Genomic DNA, 26,562 nt, shown 5'->3' with positions numbered 1-26,562 from the left:
TCGATCACTCGCGGCCGCCCGACCGCGAACACCGCGGGCCGGGCCGAACCGCTGCCGACGGAAGATCAGATGCGGCCTCGCGGAGATCTGTGACGGCGGAGTGACGCGCGTCACGGCAGAACGGAATCGTCACTCCCCGGGGAACGAGACGTCGGCGATGCGGACCCACACGGCGGGGGCACCCGGACCGAGCGCGCCGCGCAACCCGTCCTCGACCTCGTCGCGCAGCCGACTCGCCAGCTCCGGGGCGTCCGAGCCGTAGGTCACCTGGAGCTCGACGCGGATCTCCTGCGAATCGCCCGTGCACGCCAGCAACCGGACACCGGGGAAGCCCACGAGCAGCTCGGCGGTCAAGCGCCGCGCCAGCACCAGCGTGGCGTGCGGGGAAATCCGCAACGCCCCGCCTTCCTGGGGGATCTCGATCGTCGGTCCGGTGTTGACGCCGCGGGCCCGGCGGGAGGTCGTCAGCACCCGGTCGAGCAGGCCGTTCGGCGGTTCCACGGAGACCTGGGCCGCGCGGCGCACCGGCGCCCAGCTGGGGGCCAACCGGTCCAGCGCGGCGCGGCAGTGCGGGCAGCCGGCGACGTGCTCGGCGAACTCCGCCGTCGAGTCGCCCGCGAGGTGTTCGACCAGCTCGCCGTAGGTGTGCCCGCAGGCCAGCTGTTGCTCGGGGTCGAAGGGAAATTCACCCACGGCGCATCTCCTCCAACTTCGCGAGCAGGGCCAACCTGGCGCGGTGCAACCGGGAGCGCAACGCGGCGGTGTTCACCTCTAGCACCTCGGCGATCTCCTCGTACGACATCCCTTCGAACTCGCGCAGCACCAGGGGTACCCGTTGCGAGGGTTCGAGGGTGGCGATCGCGCGGTGCACCAGATCGGCCTCCTCGGAACGCACGGCGTGCCCTTCCGGATTTCCCGTGCCGTCGTCGGCGATCAGGTGGTCCATCGATTCGTCGCTGACGTCCATCGGAACGGCACGGCGCCTGCGGACCTGGCCGAGCGCCGCGTTGGTCACCACCCGGTACAGCCACGTGGTCGGCGCGGCGTCGCCCCGGAAGCGGTTCAGCGACCGCCAGGCCGACACCCACGCCTCCTGGACCGCGTCCTCCGCCTCCGCGCGGTCGGCGAGGATGCGGAACGCGACCCGGTACATCGTCGCGGTGTGCCGGCGGACCAGTTCGTCGAACGCGACGCCATCGCCGCGCTGGGCGGCGGCCATCAGGTCTCTGTCGGTGTCGACCCGCTCGGTCACGCCCGAAGTCTCCCGCAGCTCATCGGCAGAGGCGACTCCACCGGAGGTCCACTTCACCGCGGACATCCAGCGGTGAGTTCGATGATCGCACCCGGTGGCGGGATCACGACGCGGACCCGTCATCGCGCAGGGCGCGGCGAGCCGTGGCGATCACCCGGGACGGCTGGACGGTGTCGAGCTCGGCGTTGACCACAGCGCCCAGCAGCACCGCGAACGCCGTGACGTACAGCCACAGCAGCACGCCCATCGGGGCTGCCAGCGCACCGTAGACGGGCGAGTTCTGCAGGCTCACCTCCAGGTAGATCCGCAGCCCGAAGCTGCCCGCGAGCCACACCACCAGTGCCACCGCGGCGCCCGGGACGTGCTCGCGCCAGGGCGTGCGGATCGGGACCGAGACCATGTACAGGGTGCTCAGCGACACGATCGAGCCGAGCACGATGAGCGGCCAGTACAGCCCGTACACCAGCCCCGCCGCCTGCGGGACCCATCCGGCGATCACCGACGGTCCGACCGCCAGCAGCGGCAGCAGGATCAGCGCCACCAGCAGGCCCACCACGTAGACCAGCACCGACATCAACCGCTGCCGCACCACACCGCGCTGCCCGCCGAGGCCGTAGACCACCGAGATCGTGTCGATGTAGACGTTCAGCGCCGTCGATCCGGACCACAGCGCGAGCAGGAAACCGATCGAGATGATCCCGGCGCGTCCCGAGCCGAGCACTTCGAGCAGCATCGGCCGCAGCAGCTGATCGATGGCCTGCGGCGACAGGACCGTTCCGGCGGCCTCCACCAGGGTGTTCTCCACCGCCGCGACCGTGTCCTCGCGGCCGAGCCATCCGGCCAGGTAGCCGAGGGTGCCGACGACGCTCAGCAGGACCGGCGGGAGCGAGGTCAGCGTGAAGAACGCGGCCTCGCCGGCCAGGCCGGTCAGCCGGTAGCGACCGCTGGCCTCCGCGGTGCGGGAGGCCAGCCTGAACAGGCCCCGCAGCCGCGGGTCGCGCGGGTGTCGAAGCCGCTGGAAGACGCTGCGCGGCACGACTCCCTCCTCCGGGCGCTCTGCTTCTCGCGTGGTGATCACGAACGGTGAGATGCGCGGGTGGGCCCCGGCGTCACGGTCCTGATCGTGATTTTCTGCGATGCGGTCCTCCACCGCCGCGCGGACACGCCCGGAGGGGGTGGGCTCTCAGATGACGCCGAGGTCGAGCATGGTGTCGGCGACCTTGGTGAACCCGGCGATGTTGGCGCCCAGGACGTAGTTGCCGGGAGCTCCGTGGGCTTCGGCGGTGGCCAGGCAGTCGTTGTGGATGTCGGCCATGATCTCGGACAGCCGCGCGTCGGTGTAGTCGAAGTGCCACGAGTCGCGGGACGCGTTCTGCTGCATCTCCAGGCCCGAGGTGGCCACGCCACCGGCGTTGGCGGCCTTGCCGGGCGCGAAGGCGATCCCGGCGTCGACGAAGACCTTCAGCGCGCCGGGCGTGGTCGGCATGTTCGCGCCCTCGCCGACCGCGACGACGCCGTTGCGCACCAGCGCGAGCGCGGCCTCGTCGTCGAGCTCGTTCTGGGTGGCGCAGGGCAGCGCGATCGCGCAGGGCACGTCCCAGATCGAGCCGTCCGCGATGAACCGGGCGCCCTCGTGGTCCTCGGCGTACTCCTTGAGACGACCGGAGCGGACCTCCTTGAGCTCCCGGACCGCTTCGACGTCGATGCCGCTCTCGTCGACGACGTAACCACCGGAATCGGACATCGCCACGACGGTGCCGCCGAGCTCCTCGGCCTTCCGGGCGGCGTAGATCGCGACGTTGCCCGCGCCGGACACCACGACCCGGCGGCCGTCGAAGCTCTCACCGCGGGCGCGCAGCATCTCCTCGACGAAGTAGACCGTGCCGTAACCGGTCGCTTCGGTGCGCACCTGCGATCCGCCCCAGTTGAGCCCCTTGCCGGTGAGCACGCCCGACTCGTAGCGGTTGGTGATGCGCTTGTACTGGCCGAACAGGTAGCCGATCTCGCGGCGCCCGACGCCGATGTCGCCCGCGGGCACGTCGGTGTACTCGCCGATGTGGCGGTGCAGCTCGGTCATGAACGACTGGCAGAACCGCATGATCTCGGCGTCGGACTTGCCCTTCGGGTCGAAGTCCGCGCCTCCCTTGCCACCGCCGAGCGGCAGCCCGGTGAGCGCGTTCTTGAAGATCTGCTCGAAGCCGAGGAACTTGATCACGCCGATGTTGACCGAGGGGTGGAAGCGGAGTCCGCCCTTGTACGGCCCGAGCGCGGAGTTGAACTCGACGCGGAACCCGCGGTTGACCCTGACCTCGCCCGCGTCATCGGTCCACGGAACCCGGAAGATGATCTGCCGCTCGGGTTCGCACAACCGCTCCAGCACACCGGACCGCAGGTACTCGGGATGCCGCGCGAGCGCGGGTTCCAGCGACTCCAGGACCTCGTGGACGGCTTGGCCGAACTCGGGCTGGTGCCCGTCGCGGGACTGGATGGCACCGAAGACCTCGGCGGTCAGCTCTAGTCCGTTCGGGTCTCGGCTCACGGGCGAGGCTCCTCAGCTGCAGAAAACAGGATGATCGCACTGTTCTTAACAGAACATTGACCCGAACGAAACATGGCGGGTGCGCTTCACGTTCTGCTGCTCCGGTCAGCCGAATCTCGCGCGCGGTGGGCGAGCCCGGATGCTCTCCCCGGGCTCGCCCACCTCCGCCGGTTCACTTCGCAGGCATGAGCACCTGGTCCACGACGAAGACCGTCGCGTTGGCGGTGGGGACGTTGCCGCACAGCACGCCGGCACCGTTGACCTTCAGCTGGTCACCGGAGCCCTCGATCTTGACCTGCCCGCCTTGGACGGTGTCGACGGAACCGGCCCTCGCCAGGTCGTCGGCGGTCATCCGCTGCGGGACCACGTGGTAGGTCAGGGTGCTGGTGAGCGCCTCCTTCTGTGCGGGGTCGGTCAGCATCGCCTGCAACTGCTCCGGCGGGATCGCGTCGAACGCCGGGTCCGCGGGCGCGAAAACGGTGTACTGGGCGTCGGACTTGTTCAGGGTGTCGACCAGGCCCGCGGACTTGACGGCGGCGGTCAACTTCGTCAGCAGCGGGTTGTTGGAGGCCGCGGTGCCGACCGGGTCGTCGATCATGCCCTGCACCGAGCCGGGGTTCGCCGGGTCGGTGGGCACCTGGGCGCAGCCGGGTCCGAACACGTCCGAGGCCGTGGTCATGCCCTGCTGCATCGGCGGCGCCGGTGCGGGCGCGAGCGGCGGGGGCGCCTGGCCCTGGTCGGCCGAGGGCTGGTCCGACTGCCCGCCGCAGGCGGCCAGCGCGAAGGTGAGCACTGCGGCACCGGCACCGAAGGCAGAGCGGCGAAGTGCGGTCATTGACGATCATCTCCTCTGTCGAACATCGGTCATCCGGGATTCGGAGCAGGTGCGGTGCGAGATTGGTGCGATCACGGGGAATTCCGCCCTCACCGCGCGGTGCAGAAGATCGAGTGCCAGCCGGTCGCTCCATCCGGGACGGTCGGCATCCGCTGCGGCGTCTGGGTGGCGCCGTTCCGGTCGGTGGCGCGGCATTCCACGGTGCGCCCGCCGGTCGGCAGGTCGAGCTCCACGCGCCACATCCGCCAGGTGTGCCCGGAGACCTCTGTGGACAGTTGCGCGTCCCGCCACGGGCCGCCGTCCACCCGCACTTCGACCCGCGCGATGCCGTGCGGCTGAGCCCACGCCGTGCCCGCTGCGGTGAAGCGCCCGGCGGACACCTTCTCGAACGGTTTCGGCCGGTCGATGCGGGACTGCACCTTGATCGGCGCGCGCTCGGCCCAACCGCGCTGCTCCCAGTACGTCTCCCGGTCGAAGGTGGTGAGCTCCACGTCGACCAGCCACTTCGTCGCCGACACGTACCCGTAGAGGCCCGAGGTCACCATCCGGACCGGGAACCCGTGCTCGGCGGGCAGCGGCTCGCCGTTCATGCCGTAGGCCAGCAGCGCCGGACGTTCCGGGTCCATCAGCGCCTCGACCGGAGTTCCCGCGGTGTACCCGTCGGCGCTGGTGCTGAAGACCTGCTCGGCTCCCGCTCGGACGCCTGCCTCCCGCAGGACGTCCCGGAACGGCACCCCGGTGAACTCGGCGGTCGACGTGTACGGACCACCGACCTCGTTGGACACGCAGGTCATGGTGATCGTCCGGGTCTCCTGCGGACGGCGGAGCAGGTCGTCCAGGGACAGTTCGAGCTCGCGGCCGACCATGCCGTGCACCCGCAACCGCCACGAATCCGGATCCACCCGGGGAACCGCCAGCGCGGTGTCCACGCGGTAGAAGTCGGCGTTCGAGGTGCGGAACGCCGGGGTGCCGACACCGGCGAAGTCCGCGCCGCCGGGAACCGGTCCCGGCGTCGGTATGCGGCGGGCGAGCGCTTCGCGCGCGCGGCCGGTCGATCGCTGCGCCAGCGCGGAACCGCCGAAGCCGCCGATCACCGATCCGGCCGCGAGACCGCCTGCGGTGAGCAGGAATCTCCGCCGTCCCGCCGACGACTCAGGACCGGCCTCGGTGCGGTGCAGCGCGACGAACGCGCCGACCCCGACGACCACCGCGGCGAGCGACGGCAGCGGCCCGAGCGCACCCACGTCCGGCCGGGTCGCCGACGCCACCACGCCCAGCAGCCCGAACGCGGCGATCAGCACCGCGCCGGGCGCCGGGCCGCGGCGCGACACCAGGCCCGCGACGACGGCCAGCAGACCGATGACGACCGCCATCCCCGCCAGCAGCACGAGCTTGTCCGATTCGCCGAACCACCGGATGGCCAGCGCCTTCACCGGTTCCGGCGTCAGGTCGATCGCGGTGTGGCCGACGGCCAGGAACGGCGAGGCGTTCTGCTCCACCAGACCGGCCAGCAGGTGACCGGCGGCGAGCGCGGCGGCGACGGCCAGAACCCCGGACAGCGCGCGGATCGCGGGTGATCTCATGCCCTTCATTCGTCGCCGCGTCCCGAGGGGATTGGCCGAACTCACCGCCGCTTCGGCGGAAGGGGCAGGAAACCGCTGGTGCGCTCGACGTAGGCGGCGTACTCGGGTCGTCGCTCGCGCAACCGGCGTTCCAGCAGGGGTTTGCCGGTGCCTCGCGCGAGCAGCCACGTCATCAGCAGCGGCGAGAGCACGACGAGCGGACCGGGCCAGTGCTGGCAGGCCATCAGGTACACGCCCCACCACACGCAGGCGTCGCCGAAGTAGTTCGGGTGGCGCGTGTAGCGCCACAGCCCGCGGTCGAGGACGCGCCCGGCGTTGGCGGGATCGGCGCGGAACCGCCGCAGCTGCTCATCGCCGACCGCTTCGAAGAACATCCCCACGGCCCACACCGCGGCGCCGACCGCGCTGAAGACCCCGATCCCGGGACCGGCGAACAGCACGGGCAGCGCGACGAACCACATCACCACGCCCTGGACCAGGTAGACGCGCACGAACATGCGCAGCGCGGGGAAGCGCCGCGCACGTGCCGCCATCTCCACGTACCTCGGGTCCTCGGGCAGCCCGGCGTTGCGCCGGTGCAGGTGCACCGCCAGCCGGATCCCCCACACGACCACGAGCGCCGCGGGCAGCGCACCGGTCCGCCCGGTCGCGAACGACACGGCCGCGATGAGCGCGAAACCCGCTCCCCACGTGGTGTCGATGGTGTCGTAGCGCCCGCGCAGCCGGGCGAGCGCGAACGTCGCGGTCACCGCGAACAGCGCGACGGCCAGCGCCAGCGGGATGGCGACGGCCGGGCTCATCGCACGACCTCCCGCAGCACCGGCGGCATCCCGCTGGTGCCGAGCTCGTCAGGGCGCACGGCGACGATCTGGTCCACTCCCATCCGGTTCTCCTCGAAGGCGAGCAGACCGCCGGCCAGGTAGAGCCGCCACACCCGGTGCTGCTCGGGACCGAGCATCCGCTCCGCCCCCTCGTGCTGCTCGTCGAGCGTGCGCGCCCACTCGCGCACGGTGGCCACGTAGTGCTCCCGCATCGCCTCCACGTCGCGCACCTCGAAACCGCCCGCTTCGAGCCGTTCGACGGTGCGCCCCACCGGGACCATCGTCATGTCCGGGGCGATGTAGGAGGAGATGAACGCGCCACCGCCCGGTGCCGCCGCATCGCCGCGGGACATCTGCTGCAGCAGCAACCGGCCGCGCGGGCGCAGCATCCGGTGCAGGGTGGCGACGTAGTCGGCGTACCGGGACTCGCCGACGTGCTCGCCCATCTCCACGCTGGCCACCGCGTCGTAGGGCACGCCCGCCAGTTCCCGGTAGTCCTCCAGCCGCACGCGCACCCTGCCCTGCAGGCCGAGCTGGGTCACCCGGCGCTCGATGTGCTCGAACTGGCTGCGCGACAACGTGATCCCGGTGGCCTCGACGCCGTGGTACCGGGCGGCGTGCAGCACCAGGGATCCCCAGCCGCAACCGACGTCCAGCAGTCGCATCCCGGGCCGCAGGCCGAGCTTGCGGCAGATCAGCTCCAGCTTGGCCTCCTGCGCGGTCGGCAGGTCTTCCTCACCGGTCGGGAAGTAGCCGCAGGAGTAGGCCATCGCCGGGTCCAGCAGCAGCGCGTAGAAGTCGTTGCCCACGTCGTAGTGGTGCGCGATCGCCGCGCGGTCGCGCCACCGGGTGTGCAACCGGCCGGACAGCCGCGCCTCCGCCGCCGGGATGCGCGGCCTCGGGCCGACCGCGCCCAGGCGCAGCGCGGCCAGCGCGACGTCCCGCCACTCGCGCGCGCCCATTCCCCATCCGCTGAGCTCGTGCTCGCGCACCGCCGCCCAGCAGCGGCGAAGCCCGTCGATGAGGTCACCGTCGACGTCGAGATCTCCCGAGACGAAAGCGCGCGCCAGCCCCAGCTCTCCCGGGCTCCACAGGAAGTGCCGGAGCGCCGCCCGCCTGCGCAGCACCACCTGCGGTCCCGACGCCGGGCCGGCGTGGCTGCCGTCCCAGGCGCGCACCCCGATCGGCAGCGGCACGCCGAAGGTGCCACCGACGATCTCCTCCATGATTTCCGCAGCTCCGCTGCGGGTCGTGCTCACCAGCGCCACGCTCGCCTCCCGGGTCGGATGCCTCCTTCTCGCCCATTCGGTGCGGGTGCGGTGGCGGACTGGTGAACGTGTCCGTGATCACAGGAGCAATCCGCGCGCGACCGGGCCACGAATCAGGGGCATGCACGAACCGAACCTCCGCGTTCTGACGTCGCCCGAGACGCCACCGCGGACCGTCCTGCTGGCGCTGCACGGCGGGCGGCCCGTCAGCCGCGCACCCGTGCGCGGCACCCACTTCGCCTATCGGCGGATGTTCCCGCTCGCCCGCGCCGGGCAACGCCCGGACGTCGCGGTGTGGGTGCTGCGCAACCGGGTGCGGGGCTGGAACGAGCCCGAGCTCGACGCGGTCGGCGACGCGCACCGCGCGCTCGACGTGATTCGCCGCGCGCACCGGGGTGCCCGGATCGCGCTGCTGGGGCATTCGATGGGCGGGCGGGTCGCGCTGCGGCTCGCCGGCGAACCGGACGTGGTGGGCGTGTGCGCGCTCGCACCGTGGACGACCCCGGACGACCCGGTCGAGCAGCTCACCGGCCGGATCGTGCGGATCGTGCACGGCGACCGGGACCGGACGACCCCGCCGGAGACGTCCCTGACCTACTCCCGCCGCGCGCGGCGGGCGGGCGCGACCCTCTCGCGCCACGTGATCAGCGGTTCCGGGCACGCGATGCTGCGCCGGGCCCAGCAGTGGAACGCTCAGGTCTCCGCCTTCGCCGCCGACTGCGCGACCGCGCGGTGCCCGCGATGAGCCGGGAACGCGTCGCCGTCGTGGGCGCCGGGGTGTCCGGGCTGACCGCCGCCCACCTGCTGTCCCGCGCGCACGACGTGGTGCTGTTCGAAGGCGAGGACCGGCTCGGAGGGCACGCCCACACCCACGACGTGCGCACCGCCGACGGGCGCGTGGTCGCCGTCGACAGCGGTTTCATCGTGCACAACGAGCGCACCTACCCGCAGCTGCTCCGGTTGTTCGGCGAGCTCGGGGTGTCCACGAGGGACACCGAGATGTCGATGAGCGTGCGGTGCCGGGGTTGCGGGCTGGAGTACGCGGGCGCCAAGCGGCTCGGCGGGCTGTTCCCGCGCGCGCAGAACCTCCGCGACCTCCGGTACCTGCGCACGTTGTCGCAGGTGCGGCGGTTCCACCGGCAGGCCGGTGAGCTGCTCGACCGGCCCGGTGGTGATCAGCGCACGCTCGCCGAGTTCCTGGCCGACGGCGGGTACACCCGCCACTTCACCGAGCACTTCGCGATCCCGCTGGTCTCCGCGGTCTGGTCCGCGGGACCGGCCACCAGCGGGCGGTACCCGGCGCGCTACCTCTTCGAGTTCCTGCGGCACCACGGGATGCTGTCGATCGGTGGCTCCCCGACATGGCGCACCGTGGTCGGCGGTTCCCGGGAGTACGTGCGGCTGATCGCCGAGCGGCTGCACGCCGTGCGCACCGCGACGCCGGTGCGCTCGGTCCGCAGGCTCGCCGACCGGGTGGAGGTCCGCTCCGCCGCCGACGAGGTGCACGAGTTCGACCGCGTGGTCGTGGCCACCCACGCCGACCAGGCGCTGCGGCTGCTGGCCGAGCCGACCACCGCGCAACGACGCGCGCTGGGGGCCTTCGAGTACTCGGAGAACGCGACGCTGCTGCACACCGACGCGTCGGTGCTGCCGGCCAGCCGCGGCGCGAGGGCGTCCTGGAACTACCTCAAGAACCGCTGCACCGGCGATTCGGGCGGGGCCCGGATCAGCTACGACATGAACCGCCTGATGGGTCTCGCCGAGCCCGCCGACTACGTGGTCACGCTCAACGGCTCCGCCGACGTGGACCCCGGCGGCGTGCTCGCCGAGATGCACTACCGGCACCCGATCTACACACCGGATTCGGTTGCGGCGCAAGCGGAACTGCCGTCGATCGGCGACGACCGGGTGCGGTTCGCGGGCGCCTACCACGGCTGGGGGTTCCACGAGGACGGATGCCTGTCCGGCGTGCGGGCGGCCGCGGGCCTGGGGACGGGGTGGTGATCGTGCGCCTCTACGACGTCGTCATCAGCCACTCCCGCGAGGTCGAGCCGCGGCGCCGCTTCCGGCACCGGGCGCACACCTGGCTGGTCGACCTCGACGACCTGCCCCGCCTGCCCAGGCCGCTGCGCTCGCTGATCCGCTTCGACGCCCGCGACCACCTGGGCGACCCGCACCGCAGCATCCGCGAGAACCTGGACCGCTGGCTGAGGCTGCGAGGCGTCGACCTCCGCAACGGCCGGGTCCTGATGCTCGCGGGCGCGCGCGTGCTGGGCCACGCGTTCAACCCGATCACGGTCTTCTGGTGCCACCGCCCGGACGGATCGCAGGAGTGCGTGGTCGCCGAGGTCCACAACACCTACGGCGAACGGCACTGCTACCTGCTGCGCCCGGACGGCGACGGCGTCGGGGAGGTCGACAAGCGGTTCTACGTCTCCCCGTTCCTGCCCTCCGAGGGCCACTACCGGATGCGCCTGGAACCGCCGGGCGATCGGCTTCGGGTGCACGTCGAGCTCGTCCACGACGGACGGACCGCGTTCCGCGCCTCGATGACGGGCCGGCGTCGACCGACGACCCCGGCGCAGCTCGTGCGGACGGCCCTGCGCCACCCGCTGGCGCCGCGGCGGATCTCCGCGCTGATCCGCCGCCACGGCGTCGCGATGCTGCTGCGGCGGGTTCCCCGCACCCGCCGCACTCCCCACATCCACCAGGAAGGAGTCCGATGACCACCACGACCACCGCCGCGCAGGAAAGCGCGGGGACCGCTCGACCGTGGGATCTGCTCGACGCCGCACCGCACTCGCCGGTCCGCGCCGCGGTCGCCGAGCGGCTGTTCCGCCACGCGGTGCGCGCGTTGCCGGTCCGCGTGGCGCTCGCGGGCGGCGACGTGCTGGGCGCGGGCGGCCCGGATTCGCCGCTCATGCGCGTGGAAGACCCGAAGGCGTTCTTCCACCGCCTCGGCGTCGACGCCAAGATCGGCTTCGGCGAGTCCTACATGGCCGGTGAGTGGACCAGCTCGGATCCGGCGGAGCTGCTCACCCCGTTCGCCGCGCGGATCGCCACGCTCGTGCCCGCACCGCTGCAACGCGCGCGGCGCTGGGTCGAGGCCCGGCAGCCCAGCACCGAGCGGGGCACGGTCACCGGTGCGCGGGAGAACATCCACCGCCACTACGACCTGTCCAACGACGTCTTCGCGACGTTCCTGGACGAGACGATGACCTACTCGGCGGCGCTGTTCCCTCCGGGCGGCGACGACCTCGGCGCCGCGCAGGTCCGCAAGATCGACCGGATCCTGGACCTGGCCTCGGTCGGCCAGGACACCGAACTGCTGGAGATCGGCACCGGCTGGGGCTCGCTGGCGGCACGCGCCGCCCGGCGAGGCGCCAGGGTGACCACCCTGACCCTGTCGGCCGAGCAGCAGCAGCTCGCCCAGAAGTCGCTGGCCGAGGACGGCCTCGCGGACCGGGTGGAGGTGCGGCTGGCCGACTACCGGGAGATCACCGGCCGGTTCGACGCCGTGGTGAGCGTGGAGATGATCGAGGCCGTCGGCCGGGAGTTCTGGCCCGACTACGTCGGCGCCCTGGACCGGCTGGTGGCACCCGGCGGCCGGATCGGTCTGCAGGCGATCACCATGCCGCACGACCGGATGCTGGCCACCGACGGCGCCTACACCTGGATCCACAAGTACATCTTCCCCGGCGGCCAGCTGCCCTCGGTCGAGGCGCTGGAAGCGGCCTTCGACCAGCACACCGGCCTGCGGCGCACCGAGCGGCACTCCTTCGGCCCGAGCTACGCGACGACGCTGCAGCACTGGCGGCAGCGCTTCCTGGAGCGCTGGGACGAGGTGCGCGCACTGGGCTTCAGCGAGCGGTTCCGCCGCATGTGGGAGTTCTACCTCGCCTACAGCGAGGCGGGATTCCGCTCCGGCTACCTCGACGTCTGGCAGCTCGGATATCGCAAACCCGCTCAGGGCTGAACAATGACCCGGCAGAGGCCGGGCACGAGGAAGGTGCACATGGAGACCACTCGCAGACCGGCTGAGCAACCGGAAGCAGGGGATTCCTCAGAACCGCACGAACTGCTGGTGTCCGTGGCGAAGGGCGACGAGCAGGCGTTCGCGCGGTTGTACGACCTCGTGGCCGCACCGGTGCACGGGCTCGTGCAGCGGGTCGTCCGCGACACCGCCCAGTCCGAGGAGGTCACCCAGGAGGTCCTCGTCGAGGTGTGGCGCTCGGCCAGCCGGTACCGCAGCGACCGGGGCACCGCGATGGCCTGGATCATGACGATCGCGCACCGCAGGGCGGTGGACCGGGTCCGCAGCGCCCAGGCGGCCGCCGAGCGCGAGACGAAGGCCGGTCGTCAGGAAGCCGGACGGCCCTACGACGAAGTGGCCGAAGCCGTGCTCTCCCGGTTCGAGCAGCGCCAGCTGCGCCGCTGCATCGGCACCCTCACGGACCTGCAACGCGAATCCGTGGTGCTGACCTACTACCGCGGCTACACCTACCGCGAAGCGGCCGGGTTGCTCGACGCCCCGCTCGCAACCGTCAAAACACGCCTGCGCGACGGCCTCATCCGGCTGCGCGACTGCCTGGGGGTGACCACTCGATGAGCAAGGAACTGGCCGTGTTGACCGGCGCTTACGCCGTGGACGCGCTGAGCGGGACCGAGCTGGCCGAGTTCGAGCGCCACCTGGCCCGTTGCGAGGACTGCGCCCAGGAGGTGCGGGAGTTGCGGGAAACCGCCGCTCGTCTCGGCGCGGACACCGCCGTCCCGCCTCCCGAAGCGCTCAAGCAGGAGGTCATGGAGGAGATCGCCCGCACCCGCCAGCTGCCACCGCTGTCGGCGGAACCTTCTTCCGGCCGCATCCTCCGGTTCCCCCAGGCGGGGAGCTGGGCCACCCGGCTCGCCGTCGCGGCGGCCGCCGCCGGCATCGCCCTGGCCGCCGCGTTCGGCGGCGTCGCCTGGCAGAGCCAGCAGGACCTGGCCGAGGCGAACCGGCTCGCGCAGCAGGCGGGCTCTCACAACGCCGAGGTCGCCCGGCTGCTGCAATCGCCGGACGCGCGGCTGGTCCACGGCTCGGCGGGAGAGGCGCGAGCGGTCAGCGTCGTGTCCCGGCAGCTGGGCAGCGCCGCGTTCCTGACCTCGGACATGCCCGCCGCACCCGCGGACCGGACCTACCAGCTCTGGTTCATCGGCGACGAGGGTCCCAGCTCGGCCGGCGTGCTGCCTCCGGCTCCCACGGGAGAACCGCTGATGACGGCGATGCCCGCCGACGCCCGCCAGCTCGCCGTGACGGTCGAGCCGAGAGGTGGCTCAGCGCAACCCACCACCGACCCGATCATGGTGATGGCGGTGCCCAGCTGAGCGATTCACCAGCACCGACCGAGTCAGACCACTGTGGACAGGCAACCACCCGGCGTGCCGCGCCGAGCCGATCGCAGCCATCGACCCCGGTGCCCGATCGCCCGGCCGGCGCGGCGGGAGAAACAATCGGCCCGATGACACGCATGCGATGGACCCACGACCAGATGCCCCGGCTCGACGGGCGGACCGTGATCGTCACCGGCGCGAGCAACGGCGTCGGCATGGCGACGGCACGCGGGTTCGCCCGCGCCGGAGCGCACGTCGTGCTCGCGGTCCGCAGCCTGGATCGCGGCGAGGCGGCCGCCCGGGCCGTGCGCGGCAGCAACGAGGTGCGCAGGCTCGACCTGGCCGATCTCGCCTCCGTCCGCGAGTTCGCCGAGTCCTGGAGCGGGGATGTCGACGTGCTGGTCAACAACGCCGGTGTGGCGATGGTCCCGGGCGGGCGCACGGTCGACGGGTTCGAGATGCAGTTCGGCACCAACCACCTCGGGCACTTCGCGCTGACCAACCTGCTGATGCCGCACATCACCGGTCGCGTCGTCGCGCTCGGCTCCGGGGCGCACCGATTCGGCACCATCGACTTCGAGGACCCGAACTTCGAGCGCCGCCCCTACCAGCCGGTCGCGGCGTACGGCCAGTCCAAGCTGGCGAACCTGCTGTTCGTCCTCGAACTCCAGCGGCGGCTGGAGCGGCTCGGTTCACCCGTCCGCGCGCTGGCCGCGCACCCGGGCTACACCGCCTCCGACCTCGGAACCCACGGCCGGAACCGCCTGCTGGTCGGGGCAACGCGGATCGCGGGCTCCCTGCTGGCGCAGGGTCCCGCCATGGGCGCGCTGCCGAGCCTGTACGCGGCGACGCAAGACCTGCCCGGGGCCGGCTACGTCGGTCCCGACGGCCGCCGGGAGCTGCGCGGGTACCCGACGCTCGTCGGCCGCAGCGCGCAGGCCAGCGACCCGGAAGCGGCGAAGCGCCTGTGGGAGATGTCGCGGCGGCTCACCGGGATTCCCGGTCCGGGAGACTGGCGTGAGCCTCGGGTCAGCCCACCCGGGAGGCCGTGATCGCGCCGTGCGGCCGGGCACCGGGATCATCGCGGGTGTCGCGGGCCGAGACTGCGAAACCGGCTTCTTCGATCATGCGGCTGAGCTGATCGACCGGCCAGAAGTACGCGGTGGTCACCGCGTGGTCGAAGGGTTCGAGCTCCGGCCCGCGGCAGAAGCCGACGAGGAGTCCGCCGCCGGGTTCGACGACCCGGGCGAACTCGGCGAGCGCAGCGGGGACGCGGTCGGGCCGCAGGTGGATCAGGGAATACCACGCGAGGATCCCGGCCAGGCCGGAGTCCGCGACGTCGAGCTGCTCGGCGACGCCTTCCCGGAACGAGACGTCCGGGAAGCGCTTCCGGGCGGAGGCGACGAATTCCGGTGTCGGATCGACGCCTTCGACGTCCAGGCCCTGCTCGCGCAGCCAGTTCGTCCAGTGCCCCGGCCCGCATCCCACGTCGAGGATCGGTCCCTCGGGTTGTTCGCGAGCCCACCCGGCGATCAGCTCCCGATCGGGTGATGCGGCCGCATCGATGTCGCCGAAGAGCGCGATGTACTCCTCCGCTCGCCGCCCGTACGCCTCGCTCGCAGAACCTTCCGCCACTCGGCATGTATACCACCGCCCGGGTCCGAATCCGGTCGCATCAGGGCGGGACTGGCCGCGACCCGCGCACAAGTCCGGACTTCCACGGGAGGCGAAGTCGCCGGTGATTCCGCTGGTCGCAGGCGCATCAGAGCGGCTTCGTCAAGAGGGCACGGGCGAAATGATTGCCATGTGACAAGCAAATTCCAGCGGAATTGGTGGTAGCCTGCCAAAGATCACGACCCAACGCCTGCCGCGGAAGCATTTTCGCATGTCAGTCTGGATCTCTGATCCAGCTGAGCATCTGATGCGATCCCCGATCCACCGCACCACGTCCGCCCCGCCAGCGAGCCCTCACCGATCCACTACCGCGTGAGCCCGCCGTCGCCGCTGGTCAGAACGCCAGGCCGAGGACAGGGCGCAACCGAGCACGTCAACGCGCGAGCGGAAGAGCGGTTCGGGTGCGGTCGCGCCCACTGCGTCGTCGAGAACGGAATTCGCCGAAACGGAGGAACGGCCCATGCCACAGCTCGAACCGGTCGCCAAGAATTCGGACAAGGGATATGTAGCTCTCCTCGGCTGGAGCCTCAACGCCGTGGAAGCTCTTGACAGGTTCGACCGGAACTACGTCGTCGTCGCCCCGGACTGGGCCGAGAAGTACTGCGTCGAGCACGACATCCCCTACGTGCCGTGGAACTTCGAGCGGCTCAACGACCGCTCGATGGAGATCGCCGAAACCCTCCAGGAGATGGGTGTCGACGTCGCGATCCCGCTGTACGAGGAGACGGTGGAGTGGGCCGGAGCGATCAACTCCGTGCTGCTGGACAACCCGCGCCTGCTCGGCCAGGCCATGCTGCTGCGCGACAAGGCGCTGATGAAGCGCCGCGCGCAGCTCGGCGGCATCCGGGTCGGGATCTTCGAGGAGGCCCACGACCGGGACGACGTGATCCGCTTCCTCAAGCGCGTCAACCAGACGCTGCTCAAGCTCGACGGTGACCCGAACGACCCGATCCACGTCAAGGCCTTCGACAAGGCCGGATCGCTCGGGCACCGCGTCATCCGCACCCCGGACGAGATCGACCAGATCCCCGACGACGAGTTCCCGGTCCTCATGGAGTCGCACCTCGACGGCTGGGAGTTCGCCGTCGAAGCGTGGATCCACAACGGGAAGATCAAGTTCCTCAACATCTCCGAGTACGTCACGCTCGGCTACTCGGTGTTCGTGCCCGCGACCCCGGAGCTGGAGCGGTACAGGGCCCAGATCACGGAGCAGATCGAGAAGCTCATCAAGACCTTCGACATCGAGTTCGGCTTCGTGCACCCTGAGTACTTCGTCACCAGCGACGGCGAGATGTACTTCGGCGAGGTCGCCTACCGGCCGCCGGGGTTCAAGGTCTTCGAGCTGCTCGAGCGGGCCTACGGGTTCAACGCCTACCAGGGCCTGGTCCTGGCCTTCGACCCGAAGACCACCGAGGAGGAGATCGACGCGTTCTTCCCGCGCGAGGTGGTCGACGCGACCGGGGTCGCGGGGTGCTTCGGCGTCTACCCCCGTCGCCGGGTCGTCAACGAGCTGCAGATTCCGGAGCAGACCGAGGACGACGACTACTATGATTCGCATGACCTGTCGGCACCGCTGGAGGAAACGGTCACCAAGAGGACGGCGTTCGGCACCCACTGGGGCCTGCTGTACTTCTTCGGCGAGGACCCCTACCGGATGCGTGAACTGCTGAAAGAGCAGGAAGTGCTCGACTTCTACGTCTGACGGCTCCGTCGACGCAGGAGAACTACCCGAGGGACACCGTTGAAACCGACCGCCGATGCCTCGGGCCAGGTCACGACGCTGGACAAGCGCGTGACCTCGCTCGACGGCGCGATCCAGGCCATGGCCGAGGCTCCCGACTTCAGCAAGCACGCGAAGCTGCGGCGAGTTCTGGAGGCGCTGCGGCGAGTGCTGCTACAGCAGGGCGGCGCCGCAGCGGTCCAGGCCAGGGCGCAGGCGCTGGAGGAAGCCGGGCTGTTCCGGGGGACCGACTGGGCGTCCCCGGAGATCCTGATCCCGTCGCTGGTCGGCCCCGGGCTGCGCAGCGACGACGTGGACACGGTCGTGATGGAGGTGACCAGCGAGCTGCGGATGCTCGCCGTCGCCCGCGAGGAGTTCGCACATCCGACGATCTCCGCCGAGGACGCCCGCCAGTTCCTCACCCAGGTGCTGGCCATGAACCTGGAGCTGCTGTTCACCTCGCCCAGCGAGGCGGAGCGGATCCGGCAGGGCCGGATCGCGCACCTCATCCGGGACCTGTTCCGGCACCTCGCCGACGAGATCGGCTACGACAGCGTGCTGGACAACCTGGTCGACGAGATCTGGCGAATCCTGCGCCAGCGCCCGATCCAGGTCGACCAGGTGCAGTCGCTGATCACCCGGATCGCGATCTACCGCGGCGATCCGGACATCGACCTGGGCGCGTCGTCCGGGCAGGGCATCGACCGGCTCATCACCAGCTTGTTCGGGACCACCGAGGCTTGCCGGGACGACCCGGGCATCGACGTCTTCCGCTCCCGGCTGGAGTCGCTGGACACCCGGGGCCTGCAGTACGAGGCCACCGGGTTCGCGCGGGCGATGCACGACACCGGGCTGGTGTCGCCGTACCACGCTGAGCTGCTGCGATTCGTCCTGTCCGACAGCGACTACCTCGTCGGTGAAGCGCTCGGGTTGTCGGACACCGGCCGGAACTGCCTGCTGCGCTTCAGCGACCTGGTGCACGAGCTGGTCGAGAAGGCGGTGCACCCGCAGACCGCGCAGTGCGTCTACGGGCTGGCGCTGCTGCTCGACCGCGGCATCCTCTACGAGCCGCCCGTGGAACCCGCGCTCTGGCGCCAGCTGGCACTTGATCTCTCCCCGGCCGCGCGGGAGCGGCTGATCCTGGCGTTCGGCGACGAACCGGATCCGGTGGCCCGGTTGACAGCGGGAGTGCTGTCGATGCTGGGCCAGCCGCTGGGCGTCGGCCAGGGCGACAACCCGACCTGCCAGTCGGCCCGCGCGCTGTCCATGTGGGCCGGCAACGACCCGGACTACCTGCTGCAGATGGTGGTCTGGGCAGCCCGCGACGACGAGGTCATCATGCACTTCGAGGGCCAGCCGATCTCGTCGAAGGACCTCGCCTCCGGAGTGGCCAGCTCGCTGCCGACGGACCTCGACCCGGTCTCGCTGCTCGTCGTCCCCCACTTGGACCGGATCTACGCCGAGATGGGGCGGCACTGCGCCGACCGGCCGGGCGACCCGCACAGGTGGGTCAACCCCGAGTTCCACGGCTGGTGGGCGGCCCGCGGGTTCCGCATCAACGTCGACGTCTCGACCGGCAACCTGATCGACCTCGAAACGTTCCTGCGCGAGTTCCACGCCAGCTACCACCCCACCTACAACGGCGACCGGCCGCTGATCCACCCGCAGCCGGCCGGCGTCGCCGTCACCGACAGCGCGGCCCGCTACGTCGGCTGGCACGCGATCACGATCCTGCGAGTCGCGCGGGATCCGCAGGACGTCATGCGGGTCTACTTCTTCAACCCGAACAACGACAGCGGGCAGGACTGGGGCGACGGCGTGGTGGTCTCCACGGCGGGGAGCGGTGAGCGCTTCGGCGAGGCGTCGCTGCCGTTCGACCAGTTCGCCTCCCGCCTCTACATCTTCCACCTCGACCCGCTCGAACGGATGGAGCCGGAGCGCGTTCCCGCCGAGGACATCGCGCGGATCACCGGTTACATCGAGCGCAGCTGGGGAGCCGAGCGGTTACCCGCGGGCAGCCTGCAGGCCGCCAAGGACCCGCATCCCTGACCTCCGGTCAGCCCCTCGGCGCGCCGACGGCTTCGGGGCTCGTCGTTGTCGCGGCGAGGGCGTCCTCGACAGTGGCGTGGCACTCCAGCAGGGCGCGGAGTCCGGCGGCGTGCAGCGCGTCCTGGACTGCCTCGCTCGCGACGACGACGTGCAGCGCCCCACCGCGAGCGTGCGCGAGCATGTGGGCGTGGGTGAGCAGTTGCAGGTCCGGAACGTCGAGCACGCTCACATCGGTGAGGTCCACGACCACCAGCCGCGCCGTTGACGTCGGCTGCGGCCAGAGCATGGTCTCGAGCTGGTCGACCGTGTCGCGGTCCACGGGTGCGCTGACGGTGGCGACGACCGCGTCCGGCCGCGGGAACGTCACCTGGACGCTCGCCGCCGGTGCCTTGCCGGTGGTGTCGTGCAGAGCCTCGTCGCCGAGAGCTCCGGCAACCCGCTGCCCGAGGGACATCCTGTCGTCCTTCCTCGCGTCGGTGGCGTCCGTCGCCGACCGACCTTGCGGCCTCAGCCCGATCAAGTTGAGCCACGTGATCTTAGCGGTTGCTTGCCGCGTGGCAAGCAAATTCGCGGAGAACGCCGGGCCTCCGGCACCTCGTCGTGCGGGAACGGATCAGTGCCGCGTGGCAATCGATTCGAGGATCAGAGCAGGATCCAGCTCCGCTCGTCCGCTGCGGGGAGCTCGTCTCCGCGAGGCCCGATCCAGTCGATGCACACCGCCACGGCGTCGTCGTCCAGGTCGCTGTCCTGGAGGAAGGCCCGGAGGTCGCTGAGCAGCGATCGCACGGCCTCGGTGGGAGGCAGTCGGTGGCTGGCCTGCAGCGTTCGGCGCAGCGAGGCGGTGCTGTAGTCGCGATCGGCGAGCACGGCGTCGTAGATCCCGTCGGTCAGCACGAAGAGCCGATCGCCCGGTTCCAGCTGGAGGTGCTGCTCCTCGTACTCCGTGCCGTCGACCAGGCCGAGCGGGAGTTGGGCCTCCAATTCGACGCGCTCCACGCTGTTCTCGCGAACGAGCCACAGCCGCGGCGAGCCCGCGTCGATGACGCGGACTTCGCCCGTGGCGAGGTCGATCCTCATCAGGAGGGTCGAGATGTGCTGCGTCCCCGCGTGGTGGGCCCACACGGCCTGGTCGGCGAGGGCGGCCTGGGTGGCGAGGTTGGCGCCGCTGCGCCGCGCGTTGCGCAGCGCTGTGATCGCCAGCGTGGTCAGCGCGGCCGCCGTCGTGCTCTCGCCCATGCCGTTGGTAACCGCGACGGTGAGCGAGTCCAGGTCCTGGGCCCAGTCGAAGTTGTCGCCCCGCACCGCGTAGGCGGGTTCGAGCTGACCGGCGAGCCGGTAGGAAGCGCAGGCGACGGAACGCACCGGCAGCAGCTGCCACTGCATCTCGGCGGCGAGCGTCAAGCGCTGCGGGCGTCGTGCGCGCTGATAGCGGTCCGTCGCCACTTCGGCGAGCACGATCGCGTGCGCCACGAGTTCGGCTGCGATGGCCAGTTCTTCGCGCACCTCCTCGTCCGGAACTTCCGGCAGCCGCAACCACAGGACGCCCGACCGGTCGCCCCGCACCGTCATCGGCAGAACCAGGGCGACCTCGTGGTCGAGCGGCTGCTGGATGCACACCTGGTCGCAGAAGACGCGCCCTTCCAACGTCGCCACCAGCGGAATCCCCGGGCCTTCCGGCTCGATGACCGGTTCCAGGACGGCGAGGCGCAGGTCTGCCAGGTAGATCTCGAGCCCTGCGACGCCGAAGTGCTTTCCCAGCAGTTCCAGCAACGTTTCCGGCAGCTCATGAGCCGGCGCGGCCCGCAACGCGCGATCGATGGAATCCAGACGTGTCGCGACGGTCACCATGTCTCCGGCTTCACCCAGGTCCGCTCAACCGCGGACGTTCTCGGCTCCTGGCGTGCCAGAATACGTCCGGTATCGCAGTGCGCGGCCCTTGATACACCCGGCGAGGAGGATCCTCCGGTGCGCAAACCCGATCCCCTGTCCGCGGAATCGCTCGACGACCTCGAGGCCGGCATCGGGGTTCTCATGGTCGTCTGGGGACGCAGCGCCGAGCGGATCAAGCCCCAGGTCTCCCCGTCGCAGCTGCGGGCGCTCGTCGTCGTGGATCGCCACGGCTCCATCAACCTCATGAGCCTCGCCGACGAACTGGGCTCCATCCCGTCGGTGACGAGCCGGGTGTGCGACCGGCTCCAGGCCGCCGGCCTCCTCGACCGCGTCGCCGGCTCCGACGACCGGCGCGAAGTCATGCTCCAGCTCTCCCGGGACGGCCGCCGCCTCCTCCGCCAGTTCCAGCGGGAACGCCAGGCCGACCTCAAGCACGTCCTCAACGCCATGCCCCCACGCACCCGCACCGCACTGCTCACCGGCCTCAGCGCCTTCCACGCAGCAGCAGCAGAACTCGACTCCCCAGACGAAGAACTCGCCTGACCACCTGGCAACTCGACCCGCGGGGCACCCGCAGACACGGCGTCACCACGTGCTCGCACGCAAAAATCCCCCGTCGGCAACGATCGCCAACGGGGGCCTGCGGAAAAGCGGTGCGCGATACTGGGATTGAACCAGTGACCTCTACCGTGTCAAGGTAGCGCTCTCCCACTGAGCTAATCGCGCTCGGCGGATCTCTCCGCCAGCGGTGAAGAGTTTAGCCCAGCGGGTTTCGGCCGTTCGCACCCACCCCTGGCCTTCGCGGGACGTCGGCGGCACCCGGCGGCGAAGGTGGGAATTCGGCGCCGGCGCAACCCTCGACGCAGATCCCCGGCAGGTGCTCGCCGTGGCCCGGGAACGCAAAAACGCCGCTCCACCCGGGGTGGTAGCGGCGCTTCGCGTCAGCCGAAGATCAGCGGTCGGCCATCTTCTTCTGCAGGTTCTCGTCCAGCGTCGCGAGGAACTCCTCGGTGGTCTGGAACGCCTGGTCGTTGCCGACCAGCAGCGCCAGGTCCTTGGTCATCTTGCCGCTCTCGACGGTCTCGATGACGACCTGCTCCAACGCGTTGGCGAAGCCGATGACCTCCGGCGTCGAGTCCATCTTGCCGCGGGCCTGCAGGCCGCGGGTCCAGGCGTAGATCGACGCGATCGGGTTGGTCGAGGTGGGCTTGCCCTGCTGGTGCTGGCGGTAGTGGCGGGTCACCGTGCCGTGCGCGGCCTCGGCCTCCACCTTGCCGTCAGCGGTCATCAGCACCGAGGTCATCAGACCCAGCGAGCCGAAGCCCTGCGCGACGGTGTCCGACTGCACGTCACCGTCGTAGTTCTTGCAGGCCCAGACGTAGCCGCCCTCCCACTTCAGGGCGGTGGCGACCATGTCGTCGATCAGCCGGTGCTCGTAGGTGATGCCCTTGGCCTCGAACTGAGCCTTGTACTCGGCCTCGTAGATCTCCTCGAACACGTCCTTGAACATGCCGTCGTAGGCCTTCAGGATCGTGTTCTTGGTCGACATGTAGACCGGGTAGCCGCGCTCCAGGCCGTACCGGAAGGACGCGTGCGCGAACTCCTCGATCGACTTGCGGTAGTTGTACATGGCCATCGCCACGCCACCGTCTTCACCGAACTTGGCCACCTCCATCTCGATCGGCTCGGAGCCGTCTTCGGGGGTGTAGGTGATGGTGACGGTGCCCGGGCCCGGGACCTTGAAGTCGCTGGCCTTGTACTGGTCGCCGTGGGCGTGACGGCCGATGACGATCGGCTTGGTCCACGTCGGCACGTACCGCGGGATGTTGGAGATGACGATCGGCTCGCGGAAGATGACGCCACCGAGGATGTTGCGGACGGTCCCGTTCGGGCTCCGCCACATCTTCTTCAGGCCGAACTCCTCCACGCGCGCCTCGTCAGGCGTGATGGTCGCGCACTTGACGCCTACGCCGTGCTTGGCGATGGCGTTCGCCGCGTCGACGGTCACCTGGTCGTCGGTGGCATCCCGGTGCTCGATGCCGAGGTCGTAGTAGTCGAGGTTGATGTCCAGGTAGGGGTGGATCAGCTTGTCCTTGATGAAGGACCAGATGATCCGGGTCATCTCGTCGCCGTCCAGTTCGGCGACCGTGCCCTGGACCTTGATCTTGCTCATGTGGCGGGGTGCTCCTCTCGCGAGAATGCAAGCGGTACAAGCGTACTGCTAGCGCCTTCGATTGTGCCTTGCCCCCGTCGGCCGCCACCAGGGTCACGGCACATCCGAAGCCAGATTCACAGCTGCCACTCCCCGGGCAATGCCGAGCTGCACCGCGATCTTCTTCTACTCTCGAACTCACGGACGAGTGATCTTGTCGAGCAGGTGTTCGGCGCAGGCGAGCAGGAGAGACATGGCGACAGGACCGACGCACGCGATGAGCGGGTTGGCCGCATGGGCAGCGGTGACCGCCCTGGCCGACACGCACGCGATAGGGCAATTATCCCCCAAGACCTGGGTGGTCGGAGCCACTCTTTCCGCAGGCGCGGCCCTGCTGCCCGACATCGATCACCCGTCGTCCACCGTCGCGGCCACCTTCGGCGCCATATCCAAGGGCTTCTCCGCGGGCATCAGCGGCTTCAGCGGCTTCCTGTACCGGCTGACCCGCACCAAGAGGGACAGCGACCGCGAGGGCACCCACCGCGGCTTCACGCACACCGTCGTCTTCGCCGTCCTCGCCGGTTTGATCACCACCGCGATCGTGCAGACCAGCGAGGGCAGCGCGCTGGGCGTGCTGATGTTCTTCTTCGCCGGACTCGCGGTGCGCGGGCTGATGCACACCTGGAGCTCGCGGCAGGACGCGCTGCTCATCGCGGTCACATCGTTGCTGCTCACGGTGGCCTGCTGGGCCTGGGCGGGCGACCAGCCGACCGACGCCGCCGCGTTCGGGCTCGCCGTGATGATCGGCTGCGTCGCCCACTTCATCGGTGACGCGATCACCGAGCAGGGCTGCCCGATGCTGTGGCCGGTACCGCTGGGCGGCAAGACCTGGTACCCGGTCGCGCCGCCGAAGAAGCTGCGCATGCGCACCGGCGGCGCCGTCGAACTCGCCATCATCGGACCCGGCCTGACCCTCGCGGCGGCGGCGCTGACCTGCGTGGTGCTCTACCGCCTCGGCGTGGCCCCGTGGCTGGCCGGACTGGACCTGCCACCGGGGTTGATGGCCTGGATCGAGGCGAGCCCCTGAGCCACCCGGAGTAGGGTTTAGACCATTAGCACGTAAAACAAGACAAACGGCACAATCCCTCTGGTCTGACCGATAAGGTGCACCTGCGGTGCCATGTGGGCACCGCTCCTTGTCCCCGGAGGGAAGATGCGAGCTCGAATGCGGATCGCAGCGGCGGTCGTGTCGCTGCCACTGCTGGCCGGCCTCGCCGCGTGCGGCGAGATCCAGGAGGCCCAACAGGGACTGCAGCAGGCCAACCAGCAGCTCCAGGGCGCCCAGCAGAGCCTGGACACCGCGCAGGCGTGCCTGCAGGCGATCAACGCCGCGAACTTCGTGCCGAATTTCGCCGACCCGCAGAAGGCTCAAGCCGACGCGCAGGCCAAGGTCACCGAGCTGCAGCAGCTCGCCGACAAGACCGCGGACGCAACGCTGAAGCAGAACCTGCTCGACGTGCAGGAGTCGGTTCAGCAGGTGGCTGACGGTCAGATCGACATCGAGGCCAGCGCCGAGTGGACCTCCGCTCAGCTGGACAAGTACCAGGCCGTCACCACGACCTGTTCCCGCCTGGGCGGCTGACGACCATGCGGACCGTGTCGCATATCACTTAGCCTGGAGCAGCGGAGGTGATGTGCGATGAGAGCAGTCGTGGGCGATCAGCTTCACGTGCACAGCAAGCACGTCGACGAGGCCGAGAAGTACGGGGAGATCCTGGAGGTCCTCGGACCGGACGGTGAACCGCCGTACAGGGTCCGCTACACCGACGGCCACGTCGGCCTGGTGTTCCCGGGTTCCGACTGCGTGGTCGAAGCCCCTTCCCCTCGCCGAGGGGAGTAGCACGGCCGGTCGCTCCCAGCGGCCGGCCTCACTCCCGCGGTTCGGCGAGGACCGAATCCACCTCGGCCCGGAACCGCGGTTCCGGGCCGACCCCCTCCCTGCGAACTGACCGGTCACCTCGAGGCTCAGCACGCCGCGAACGTCCGAAGAGGACGAACGGTGCCGGTGCACGCGGCGGGGTCGCAACGCTGCTCGCGCCGCCGGCCGTCGCCGACGGATCCGCGTCATCGGAACGGCCGGACGAATGCCGCTCCAGGACGCCCAGCAGGCGCTCGACCTGCACCAATCCGGGAAGAAGACCGGCCGCGTCGTGCTGCTGCCCGGCACCCGACGGGCGGAAAACCCGAAATGTTAGCTGGTTTGCACCATCCCGGGCTCCCACGAAACGCCCCACGTCCTTAAGGTGGTTCCAACGGGAATCGCGAGGAGGCTGTGAAGTGTTGCAAGACGACCGGGACGCGGGGGCACCGGCCGATCTTTCTGCGGTTTTCGGCATCGGTTCAGGGCTTTCCACCGAGCTGCCACCTGGCGAGATCCTCACCGAGCGGATGTCGATGGCCGCCTACCCGACACCGCTGTGCTGGATCAGCCTGGACACCCCGAGGCCCCAACTGGCCGCCGCGCTGCGCGCCGAGCACCGGCGCAGCGGGCTGTGGCCGCTGCTGCTGTGCGACAGCGACGAGACCTTCGGCGAGCGCTGCACCGTCGGAGTGACGGCTCCCGAACCGCTGGAGCACATCGACCGCTGGCGCGTCTACGACGTCATGGTGCGGATCTGGGACGGCCTGGTGCAGGCCGACGACGAACTCGGCCCAGCCTACGACCTCGACGTCCTGACGCCCTTCGACTACACCTGCCCGGGCCCCGCCAAGGCCGGCAACCTGCTGGCCGATCCGGACGTGCTGGCCAACCAGCAACTCCCGAAGCTCGTCGACGCCGACACCCGGCTGGCCCTGGTGCCGGTCAAGCGCGGTGCCGACGTCCTGACGGTGCTCGGCTGGTCCGGTGCCGCCAACCACGTCTCGCGCACCGCCGGGCTGTCGGCGATGGTGCGCAGCTGGGAGGAGCGCTTCGGCGCCCGCATCCTGCGGCTCGGCCCGGACCGCCTGGACATGAGCGTCGCCGCCCCGCCGCAAACGTCCGAGCACGCCGCCCAGGTCGCCGCCGAGCACTGGACCTTCTGCCCCGACCGGATCCTGCAGGAGACCGGCTCGATCTCGGCCTACGCAGGGGAGATCCGAGGCCGCCGCACCTGGTCCTTCTGGTGGGACTGAACGATTTCAGTGGAAATCAGAACCCCGATTTCCACTGAAATCGGAGTCCTCTCCCCGGAACCCGGGTCCCGATTTCCTGAAACCCCGGTCCCGACTTCCACTGAAACCCCGGGCCCGACTTCCACTGAAACCCCGGTCCCGACTTCCACTGAAACCCGGGTCCCGACTTCCACTGAAACCCGGGTCCCGACTTCCACTGAAATCGGGGAACCACGCTGTCAGCGAGAACCGTCTG

26 protein-coding genes and 1 tRNA gene are annotated in these 26,562 nt (G+C 70.3%); 14 read left to right on the top strand and 13 right to left on the bottom strand.

Translation table 11 applies throughout. The annotated features are described in order from the left end of the window. Positions 1-129: 129 nt before the first annotated feature. From AB0J91_RS12075 to AB0J91_RS12040, 8 genes are all read right to left on the bottom strand, one after another. Positions 130-693 carry a hypothetical protein gene (locus tag AB0J91_RS12075; RefSeq protein ID WP_363867115.1) on the bottom strand — a complete coding sequence of 188 codons (564 nt, stop codon included), beginning with the start codon at positions 691-693 and terminating at the stop codon, positions 130-132. Further along, positions 686-1,219, bottom strand: a complete 534-nt coding sequence (locus AB0J91_RS12070) for a sigma-70 family RNA polymerase sigma factor (protein WP_363867337.1) — start codon at positions 1,217-1,219, stop codon at positions 686-688. Before AB0J91_RS12070 ends, AB0J91_RS12075 begins: the two co-directional genes overlap by 8 nt. Before the next feature lie 136 nt (positions 1,220-1,355). Beyond that, entirely contained in the window at positions 1,356-2,288 is a 933-nt protein-coding gene (locus tag AB0J91_RS12065; RefSeq protein WP_363867112.1) for a YihY/virulence factor BrkB family protein, read from the bottom strand. Positions 2,289-2,435: 147 nt separating this feature from the next. Then, positions 2,436-3,791, bottom strand: coding sequence for an NADP-specific glutamate dehydrogenase (gene gdhA / locus AB0J91_RS12060; RefSeq protein WP_363867109.1), 1,356 nt, complete (start codon positions 3,789-3,791; stop codon positions 2,436-2,438). 172 nt (positions 3,792-3,963) lie between these two features. Beyond that, positions 3,964-4,626: a fasciclin domain-containing protein gene (locus AB0J91_RS12055; protein WP_363867107.1), complete on the bottom strand. Its 663-nt coding sequence runs from the start codon at positions 4,624-4,626 to the stop codon at positions 3,964-3,966. Positions 4,627-4,715: 89 nt separating this feature from the next. Next, positions 4,716-6,209 carry a molybdopterin-dependent oxidoreductase gene (locus tag AB0J91_RS12050; protein ID WP_363867104.1) on the bottom strand — a complete coding sequence of 498 codons (1,494 nt, stop codon included), beginning with the start codon at positions 6,207-6,209 and terminating at the stop codon, positions 4,716-4,718. Between the two features lie 41 nt (positions 6,210-6,250). Then, on the bottom strand, positions 6,251-7,009 hold the full coding sequence (locus tag AB0J91_RS12045) for a DUF1295 domain-containing protein (protein WP_363867101.1): 759 nt from the start codon (positions 7,007-7,009) through the stop codon (positions 6,251-6,253). Beyond that, the gene (locus AB0J91_RS12040; RefSeq protein ID WP_363867334.1) at positions 7,006-8,256 is read right to left on the bottom strand and encodes a cyclopropane-fatty-acyl-phospholipid synthase family protein; all 1,251 of its coding nucleotides are present in this window, start codon (positions 8,254-8,256) and stop codon (positions 7,006-7,008) included. Before AB0J91_RS12040 ends, AB0J91_RS12045 begins: the two co-directional genes overlap by 4 nt. Before the next feature lie 163 nt (positions 8,257-8,419). Here AB0J91_RS12040 and AB0J91_RS12035 point away from each other — a divergent pair, with 163 nt between their 5' ends. From AB0J91_RS12035 to AB0J91_RS12005, 7 genes are all read left to right on the top strand, one after another. Then, positions 8,420-9,043, top strand: a complete 624-nt coding sequence (locus tag AB0J91_RS12035) for an alpha/beta fold hydrolase (RefSeq protein ID WP_363867098.1) — start codon at positions 8,420-8,422, stop codon at positions 9,041-9,043. Continuing rightward, a complete protein-coding gene (locus AB0J91_RS12030) occupies positions 9,040-10,302 on the top strand; it encodes an FAD-dependent oxidoreductase (protein ID WP_363867095.1) in 1,263 nt (420 codons plus the stop codon). Before AB0J91_RS12035 ends, AB0J91_RS12030 begins: the two co-directional genes overlap by 4 nt. Continuing rightward, positions 10,254-11,024, top strand: coding sequence for a DUF1365 domain-containing protein (locus tag AB0J91_RS12025; RefSeq protein WP_363867092.1), 771 nt, complete (start codon positions 10,254-10,256; stop codon positions 11,022-11,024). Before AB0J91_RS12030 ends, AB0J91_RS12025 begins: the two co-directional genes overlap by 49 nt. Beyond that, entirely contained in the window at positions 11,021-12,274 is a 1,254-nt protein-coding gene (locus AB0J91_RS12020) for a cyclopropane-fatty-acyl-phospholipid synthase family protein (RefSeq protein WP_363867089.1), read from the top strand. Before AB0J91_RS12025 ends, AB0J91_RS12020 begins: the two co-directional genes overlap by 4 nt. Positions 12,275-12,313: 39 nt before the next feature. After that, entirely contained in the window at positions 12,314-12,907 is a 594-nt protein-coding gene (sigK, locus tag AB0J91_RS12015) for an ECF RNA polymerase sigma factor SigK (protein ID WP_363867087.1), read from the top strand. Next, positions 12,904-13,662 (top strand): anti-sigma factor, encoded by a 759-nt coding sequence (locus tag AB0J91_RS12010; RefSeq protein ID WP_363867084.1) that lies wholly within the window; start codon positions 12,904-12,906, stop codon positions 13,660-13,662. The genes sigK and AB0J91_RS12010 overlap by 4 nt, the downstream gene beginning before the upstream one ends. A 134-nt stretch (positions 13,663-13,796) precedes the next feature. After that, positions 13,797-14,720 (top strand): oxidoreductase, encoded by a 924-nt coding sequence (locus AB0J91_RS12005; protein ID WP_363867081.1) that lies wholly within the window; start codon positions 13,797-13,799, stop codon positions 14,718-14,720. Here AB0J91_RS12005 and AB0J91_RS12000 read toward each other — a convergent pair. Beyond that, positions 14,698-15,303 carry a methyltransferase domain-containing protein gene (locus AB0J91_RS12000; protein ID WP_363867078.1) on the bottom strand — a complete coding sequence of 202 codons (606 nt, stop codon included), beginning with the start codon at positions 15,301-15,303 and terminating at the stop codon, positions 14,698-14,700. The genes AB0J91_RS12005 and AB0J91_RS12000 overlap by 23 nt on opposite strands. Before the next feature lie 499 nt (positions 15,304-15,802). Between AB0J91_RS12000 and AB0J91_RS11995 the strand changes: the two genes are divergently transcribed. Then, positions 15,803-17,044, top strand: a complete 1,242-nt coding sequence (locus AB0J91_RS11995; protein ID WP_363867075.1) for a carboxylate--amine ligase — start codon at positions 15,803-15,805, stop codon at positions 17,042-17,044. A 39-nt stretch (positions 17,045-17,083) separates the two neighbouring features. Continuing rightward, positions 17,084-19,111, top strand: a complete 2,028-nt coding sequence (locus tag AB0J91_RS11990) for a hypothetical protein (protein WP_363867072.1) — start codon at positions 17,084-17,086, stop codon at positions 19,109-19,111. A 7-nt stretch (positions 19,112-19,118) separates the two neighbouring features. Here the strand turns inward: AB0J91_RS11990 and AB0J91_RS11985 are convergent, their stop codons facing one another. Further along, the gene (locus AB0J91_RS11985; protein ID WP_363867069.1) at positions 19,119-19,565 is read right to left on the bottom strand and encodes an STAS domain-containing protein; all 447 of its coding nucleotides are present in this window, start codon (positions 19,563-19,565) and stop codon (positions 19,119-19,121) included. A gap of 188 nt (positions 19,566-19,753) precedes the next feature. Next, a complete protein-coding gene (locus AB0J91_RS11980; RefSeq protein WP_363867066.1) occupies positions 19,754-20,956 on the bottom strand; it encodes a SpoIIE family protein phosphatase in 1,203 nt (400 codons plus the stop codon). 120 nt (positions 20,957-21,076) lie between these two features. Between AB0J91_RS11980 and AB0J91_RS11975 the strand changes: the two genes are divergently transcribed. Further along, positions 21,077-21,544 (top strand): MarR family transcriptional regulator, encoded by a 468-nt coding sequence (locus tag AB0J91_RS11975; RefSeq protein WP_363867063.1) that lies wholly within the window; start codon positions 21,077-21,079, stop codon positions 21,542-21,544. Between the two features lie 111 nt (positions 21,545-21,655). Here AB0J91_RS11975 and AB0J91_RS11970 read toward each other — a convergent pair. Both AB0J91_RS11970 and AB0J91_RS11965 read right to left on the bottom strand, forming a co-directional pair. Further along, positions 21,656-21,727 (bottom strand) — tRNA-Val (locus tag AB0J91_RS11970). A 226-nt stretch (positions 21,728-21,953) separates the two neighbouring features. Further along, positions 21,954-23,174 (bottom strand): NADP-dependent isocitrate dehydrogenase, encoded by a 1,221-nt coding sequence (locus AB0J91_RS11965; RefSeq protein WP_363790304.1) that lies wholly within the window; start codon positions 23,172-23,174, stop codon positions 21,954-21,956. 232 nt (positions 23,175-23,406) lie between these two features. Between AB0J91_RS11965 and AB0J91_RS11960 the strand changes: the two genes are divergently transcribed. The 4 genes from AB0J91_RS11960 (at position 23,407) to AB0J91_RS11945 (ending at position 26,327) form a co-directional block, all read left to right on the top strand. Continuing rightward, positions 23,407-24,240 (top strand): metal-dependent hydrolase, encoded by an 834-nt coding sequence (locus AB0J91_RS11960; RefSeq protein ID WP_132684852.1) that lies wholly within the window; start codon positions 23,407-23,409, stop codon positions 24,238-24,240. A gap of 126 nt (positions 24,241-24,366) precedes the next feature. Further along, on the top strand, positions 24,367-24,795 hold the full coding sequence (locus tag AB0J91_RS11955) for a hypothetical protein (protein WP_363790306.1): 429 nt from the start codon (positions 24,367-24,369) through the stop codon (positions 24,793-24,795). Positions 24,796-24,852: 57 nt separating this feature from the next. Beyond that, on the top strand, positions 24,853-25,053 hold the full coding sequence (locus AB0J91_RS11950) for a DUF1918 domain-containing protein (protein ID WP_132677523.1): 201 nt from the start codon (positions 24,853-24,855) through the stop codon (positions 25,051-25,053). A 437-nt stretch (positions 25,054-25,490) separates the two neighbouring features. After that, a complete protein-coding gene (locus tag AB0J91_RS11945) occupies positions 25,491-26,327 on the top strand; it encodes a DUF4253 domain-containing protein (RefSeq protein ID WP_363867061.1) in 837 nt (278 codons plus the stop codon). Positions 26,328-26,562 lie beyond the last annotated feature (235 nt).

It is taken from the genome of Saccharopolyspora sp. NPDC049357 (assembly GCF_040677225.1).
Lineage (GTDB): Bacteria > Actinomycetota > Actinomycetes > Mycobacteriales > Pseudonocardiaceae > Saccharopolyspora.
Note: the sequence above shows the minus strand (reverse complement) of the source record. Positions and strands in the feature narration are given on the sequence as shown.